Origin of the sequence: Dankookia rubra, assembly GCF_004355005.1 — a bacterium.
GTDB classification, from domain to species: Bacteria; Pseudomonadota; Alphaproteobacteria; order Acetobacterales; family Acetobacteraceae; genus Paracraurococcus; species Paracraurococcus ruber_A.
In genome coordinates this window covers 1-581 of the sequence record NZ_SMSJ01000337.1, presented here as the reverse complement: position 1 = coordinate 581, position 581 = coordinate 1, and the positions used below count along the sequence as shown (strand labels likewise).

Below are 581 nucleotides of genomic sequence, written 5' to 3'. Positions count from 1 at the left end.
CCAGACAGCATCACCAGATGACGGCGGTTCTCATAGCGCAGGCGCATGTGCCTGCCGCATCCCAGGCACTCCCGCCGGACCGGAACCAGAACCCGCTCCCGCTCCGGCCGCTGCCGAGCCGACACCCTGGCCATCTTGCGCCTCCAAGAGCCGCCAATGACGTCTCCTTCAACGCATCAGGCCAGCCAGCTTTGCCAGCCTAGCCTTTTTTCGGCGAAGTCGGGATCGACCCGGGCGCCAAACCCGTTCGACGTATACGTCGAACCTTCCTGGCGCCACTTGAGGCCCTCGGCAAGGAGCACCTCGCTGACCCGGCTGCGCCGCATGCCGATGCCCTGCTCGCCGAGGTAGGCGACCAGGCGGTCCAGGGTCCACGAGGCGAAGGGCAGGCCCAACTCAGACGGCCGGCTCAGGGCGGCCTTGATCACCGCGCTCCGCTCCTCGGCCGTGTAGGTCGGCGGTCGGCCGGAGCGCATGTCCTCTTCTAGCAGGCTGCTGAAATTCGTTGTGACGATGCCGCCTGCATGGTTCCCTGCCCCTGGCAGCGAGCGGGGTGGGGATGCGTGGCAGTGATGCGGTGG

General features: G+C 67.5%; 1 protein-coding gene. It reads right to left on the bottom strand.

What is annotated here, in order from left to right:
* Positions 1-176 precede the first annotated feature (176 nt).
* Positions 177-581, bottom strand: a 405-nt coding sequence (locus tag E2C06_RS39060; RefSeq protein WP_206664861.1) for a helix-turn-helix domain-containing protein, incomplete at its 5' end; no start/stop codon positions are given.